This window comes from Aeromicrobium sp. (assembly GCF_014378035.1).
GTDB lineage: Bacteria > Actinomycetota > Actinomycetes > Propionibacteriales > Nocardioidaceae > Aeromicrobium.
This window is the reverse complement of record NZ_JACMOM010000230.1, coordinates 1-4,298: the sequence shown is the minus strand read 5'-3', so window position 1 is coordinate 4,298 and position 4,298 is coordinate 1. Positions and strand designations below refer to the sequence as shown.

3 protein-coding genes are annotated in these 4,298 nt (G+C 64.4%); all 3 read right to left on the bottom strand.

Going from position 1 to position 4,298, the window contains the following annotated elements:
- Positions 1-211 precede the first annotated feature (211 nt).
- Genes H7290_RS11940 through H7290_RS11930 form a run of 3 tightly spaced genes read right to left on the bottom strand, consistent with a single transcriptional unit; the run spans position 212 to position 4,163 of the window.
- A complete protein-coding gene (locus H7290_RS11940; protein WP_290514240.1) occupies positions 212-3,304 on the bottom strand; it encodes a LysM peptidoglycan-binding domain-containing protein in 3,093 nt (1,030 codons plus the stop codon).
- The gene (locus H7290_RS11935) at positions 3,301-3,726 is read right to left on the bottom strand and encodes a Tad domain-containing protein (protein WP_290514239.1); all 426 of its coding nucleotides are present in this window, start codon (positions 3,724-3,726) and stop codon (positions 3,301-3,303) included. Before H7290_RS11935 ends, H7290_RS11940 begins: the two co-directional genes overlap by 4 nt.
- Positions 3,723-4,163, bottom strand: coding sequence for a TadE family protein (locus H7290_RS11930; RefSeq protein WP_290514238.1), 441 nt, complete (start codon positions 4,161-4,163; stop codon positions 3,723-3,725). Before H7290_RS11930 ends, H7290_RS11935 begins: the two co-directional genes overlap by 4 nt.
- Positions 4,164-4,298: the final 135 nt, after the last annotated feature.

Sequence of the window (4,298 nt, the reverse complement as noted above, 5' to 3'; positions counted from 1 at the left end):
TCGCAGGCCAGATGGCATCGACGGCATCGACGGCATCTGGGTCTGGTCCAACTACTGGCATCAATACTTGGTCTGGCTGGCCGGGAGTTGGCGCTGGCTCAACTTTCCACCGACGAACCAATAATGAGTAGCTGAGCAAGCACGCTCACCGGCCCCGCAACCCCGTGGTACGAAACTGCACCAAGCAGCTCGGTAGCTTATAACCCAGAGGTCACAAGTTCTTCGACGGGCGTCGGGGACGTCCCCACTCGTGGTTCTTGACGATCTGCTGGGTGCGCTCAGGCAGGTCGATCGGCGGGAGGTCGTCGTCTCTCCGGTTGAAGACGTCGTCTCGGAGGATCTGTTCTGCGAGCACATTGTGGCCCGCAGCTTCTGTGACCTTGGCGAGGTCGAGCCGTGCGATTTCGTCATACGGTGCGGCATGACAGGCGATCTCTGCCGCTGTGTATGCGGTGGCCGCGTCACCATTGTCGAGTGCATTGACGACCACGATGTGGGCGGTGTCGACGACCGCGCAGGCAGCGGTCTCGTGCAGGCGTTCTCCGTCGAGAAGCCAACTCCAGCCTCGCTCGCGCAGGCGGTCGAAGGGTTCGCCATTGACCAGTTCAAGGGCCGTCTGAAGGTCAGCGATTCCATCAGAGCCACGGGCCTGACCGCGTGCCCGAAGGCGGCGGAAGAGGTCGAAGTCGACGAGGAGGTCTTCAACTTGGTAGCCGGCAACGCCGGTCTGCTCGTAGACGGGGGAGGCGTTGGCGGCGGGCAGGTGAGGGCGACCAGTCCGCGGGTTCGCGGCGAGCCATGCGCGAAGGAAGCTGAGGTCCGTCCGGGCGCGAGATGCACCGATCGAGAAGGCTTCGGCGACCGACGCAGAAGAGACGCCCTGGGGGTGCAGCGCAAGATAGGCGAGCATCTCGACGAAGTACGGCTTGCGCTCGGCGATCTCTGTGTAGGCGCCGCGGGCGGACGCTTTGACGGGACCAAGGAGGGTCAGCTTCGGATAATCGCTGTCGGGGTTCAACCACTCGGTGAGGTCCTGGTCGAGGGTGGGGTCGGTCTCCTCAACGACTTGGCGGGTCTGCGTGGGGGCTACTGGCGCAAGCACGGCGACATCCTCGGTGGTGGTCGCCGCCATGGCCTCGTATGCGTCTGCTGAGTTCGGCAGAAGGGAGCCGACTCCCGCCGGTCCGATGGGCCGGGCTTCGGTGAGTTCGCCCAGGAGCGCACCGGCATCGTCAGCGAGGGCACGCCACGCTGCTGTGGCCTCTGTGCTGGGCATCGGGACCGTTGTTGCCTCCCGTGTCAGGTCGACGATGGCTGCACATGCCTGTGCCTCCTGGGGCGTTAGTCCCGCCGCGTGCAGATCAAGGCCGAGGTGTTGAATGCGGAGTCGCCCGTCAGCGGTGACCTCGAAGATTGAGACGCCCGGCTCCGGCTCTGCATGGATCGTGATGATCGCAGTGCCGGCGCGAGAAGTTTGACCTCTCACGATTTCGGTTATGGCGCGCATCTCATCCGTCTGATGAACATCGGGCGTGATCACTACTGCGTGGAACGGGTCAGGGTCCCCGAACCCCGCCTGCTGAGCAGCATCAAGTTCCTTACGCAGTTGGCCGAGGAAACTGATGTCGTTCGCAACATGGTGGTGGAGGCGTACGGGGTCGAGTAGAGCGAGCTTGGAGGCTATGCCGACGACGTCGGTTGCGACGAGGACTGACCACGGGTTCAGGGCTAGTTCGGCCGCGACATGGGTGGCGAGAGCTTCAGCTCGTGCTGTGTCGCCGGTGACGGCAACGGAGCCCAGCCGCTCGAGGTCGACGAGCCACATGTGTCCGGCGTCATCCTGGCCGACGCTCACGAGCAGCGGGTATGGCGGCAGGACGTCAGCCTCCGGCACAGTTGCGTCGAGATCGGCGTGCCACGTGTCGTCTGCACCGATCCACGGCTTCGGCAAGGTCGTCGCGGTGGCGAGGTGAAGCGTCACTGACCGGTCGTCGAGTTCAACAGTGTCGATCTCTGGCAAGGCAGTCTGAGTTGAGGCGAGGTGACGGAGGAGCCGGTCAAGCTGTTCGACGGCGTTAGCCGTGGGCGCTCCGGTGAGCCACACAGTCTTCTCGACGCCTCGCAATTTAGGTGGTGGCGGCACGATTACATGTCCGGGCCGCCGGGAGCGCTGCTGAGTACGGCGATGTGCGCGTACAGCAACGAGCAGCGAGCCCGCCAAGATGGCGCCCGCCCCCGTGAGCCCGGGCAGGAGCCATCCGGAGCCGCTTGGTTCATCGACCTTGTCGTCGGCAGCGACACTCGCGGTCTCGTCAGTTCGGGGTTCGAGCGTTGGTGAAGTACTGGGTGCTGTCGTCAGCGCAGGCGTCGGTGCTGCCTCGTCGGCCGGCGGATCGATTGCGGTGGGAGGTGTGACGACCTCGGCGTCGGAAGGAGGCATCTCTGGGATGGTGAGCTTCCAACCGGGTCGAATCAGATTTGGATCAGCAATTCTCGCTCCATCTGTCTGGACAGTGTCGTGCGAAGCTTCAAAAATCTCTGGGTAGCGTCGCGGATCATCAAGCGTGTCCGCAGCGATCGCCGAAAGCGTGTCGCCGGGCTCGACGACAATCTCCTCAGCGGCGCGGCCGGTGTCCGGTTCGCTCGCATCGACGGGCACCTTGAGCACCGTGCCGGGCTCGATGAAGTCCGGCTGTCCATGCATGATCTCCCTGTTGAGGTCGACGATCTCGACGAAGCGTGCGCCGTCGCCGAGCATGCGATCGGCGATCCTCCAGAGGCTGTCACCGCGCTTGACGGTGTACGTCGTGGTTGACGTCTGGACTTCCGCTACGACAGGCGCGACTTCGGCAACGACGGGCGATATGTCGACCTCCGTGAGGATCGCCGGTCCGGGGACGGGTGGACCAGCGGCGTGCGCGGCGGCGCTCGGAAAGGCAGTGACCGCCGCCGGCGCAGCCACGAAGAGCAGTGCAGCCACAGCCACGAGTTCCCCCATCGCACGTTGCGGGATCCCGATCCCTGGGAGCAGGGGAGCCCGAAGACCTTTTGCACTCGCGACGGCCTCGACGGCCACAGAGACGGTGACTATCAGCCAGGCGATCCACGCCACCGTTGCAATTGCGACCAGCGCGAACGTGCCGTCGTCCGGGCTGGACAGCAGTGTGGGCAGCTCGCCGATTGTGGCTTCCCACGGAGCATGGTCGGCCGCGACCAGTATCAGCGGCGTTCCGACGACGAGGAGAACGATCACGATGGCTGCCGCAAATCCGTGGAGTCGCTGGCGAAGTCTGGATCGTGTCATTGTTCGGTCCCTCCAAGGCTGCGGATTAGTCGCGCTGAGGCTTCACCAGTGACCGTGAGATCTCCAATGCCGATGAAGCTCAGGAAGGTCGGGGTGTAGGTGTCAGTGACCTCGACTGTGATGGTGTCGCCGCCGGTGATGGTCACGCTGCCGGTGACGTTGGCCTCGGCGAGGTAGCCCTCGGCGGTACGTCTCGAAGCGGCCGTGTCAAGAGCGAGGTAGCGGCCTTCGATTGCTGGCGCCGCCTGCACCTGTTGGCCACCGGTTCGCGCGGCTTGGGCTGCGACATCATGGGCACGTTGCTGGGCGTGGACCTGTCCGCCGAGGTCGACGGCGAGACCGACGAGCATCATCATCACGAAACTGGACGTCACCAACCAGAGGCTGATCGATCCAAGTTCGTCGTATGTATCTCGGCTCATGCTCGTTCCCTCCACGTGTCGAGCGGGCTGGAAATCGTCGCCCCGATAACACGACTGCCTGGGACGCCCGGAACGGACAGATCAGAGAGATCGAGTCGACATTCGACGGTCACCGCGACCGTGCCGATCTCGCCGACGGGTTTGCCGAAGTCGGCCGTGTCAATCGACACGAAAATCTCGAGGCAGTTGATCTGCTGGTTCGCCAGGCTGGCCTGCGCGGCGTCCTTCGCGTCCTTCTTCGCCTCCGAGCTCGTGCGCGCGATCGAGGCGGAGCGGGCTGCGTCCGCTGCTGCTGACTCGATGGCCTGGTGGGACATGGTGGTGCGACCACCGAACATGATGAGCCCGACGAAGAGAACGAACGCGGGCAACCCGATGGCAGCCTCGACGGAGGCCGAGCCGCGATTGTCCCTGCTCGAGCGCCACCTGAGTCTCATGGCGCAGTCAGCCTCTCCACGGGAAGGGAGGCGCTTTGTTTGACGACGGGGTTCCACCCGGGAATCACGCTCAGGCTCCGCCCGGTGACGGTCACGGTGACGGTGGTTGTTGTGCGATTGGCTGCGCTGCTCGCT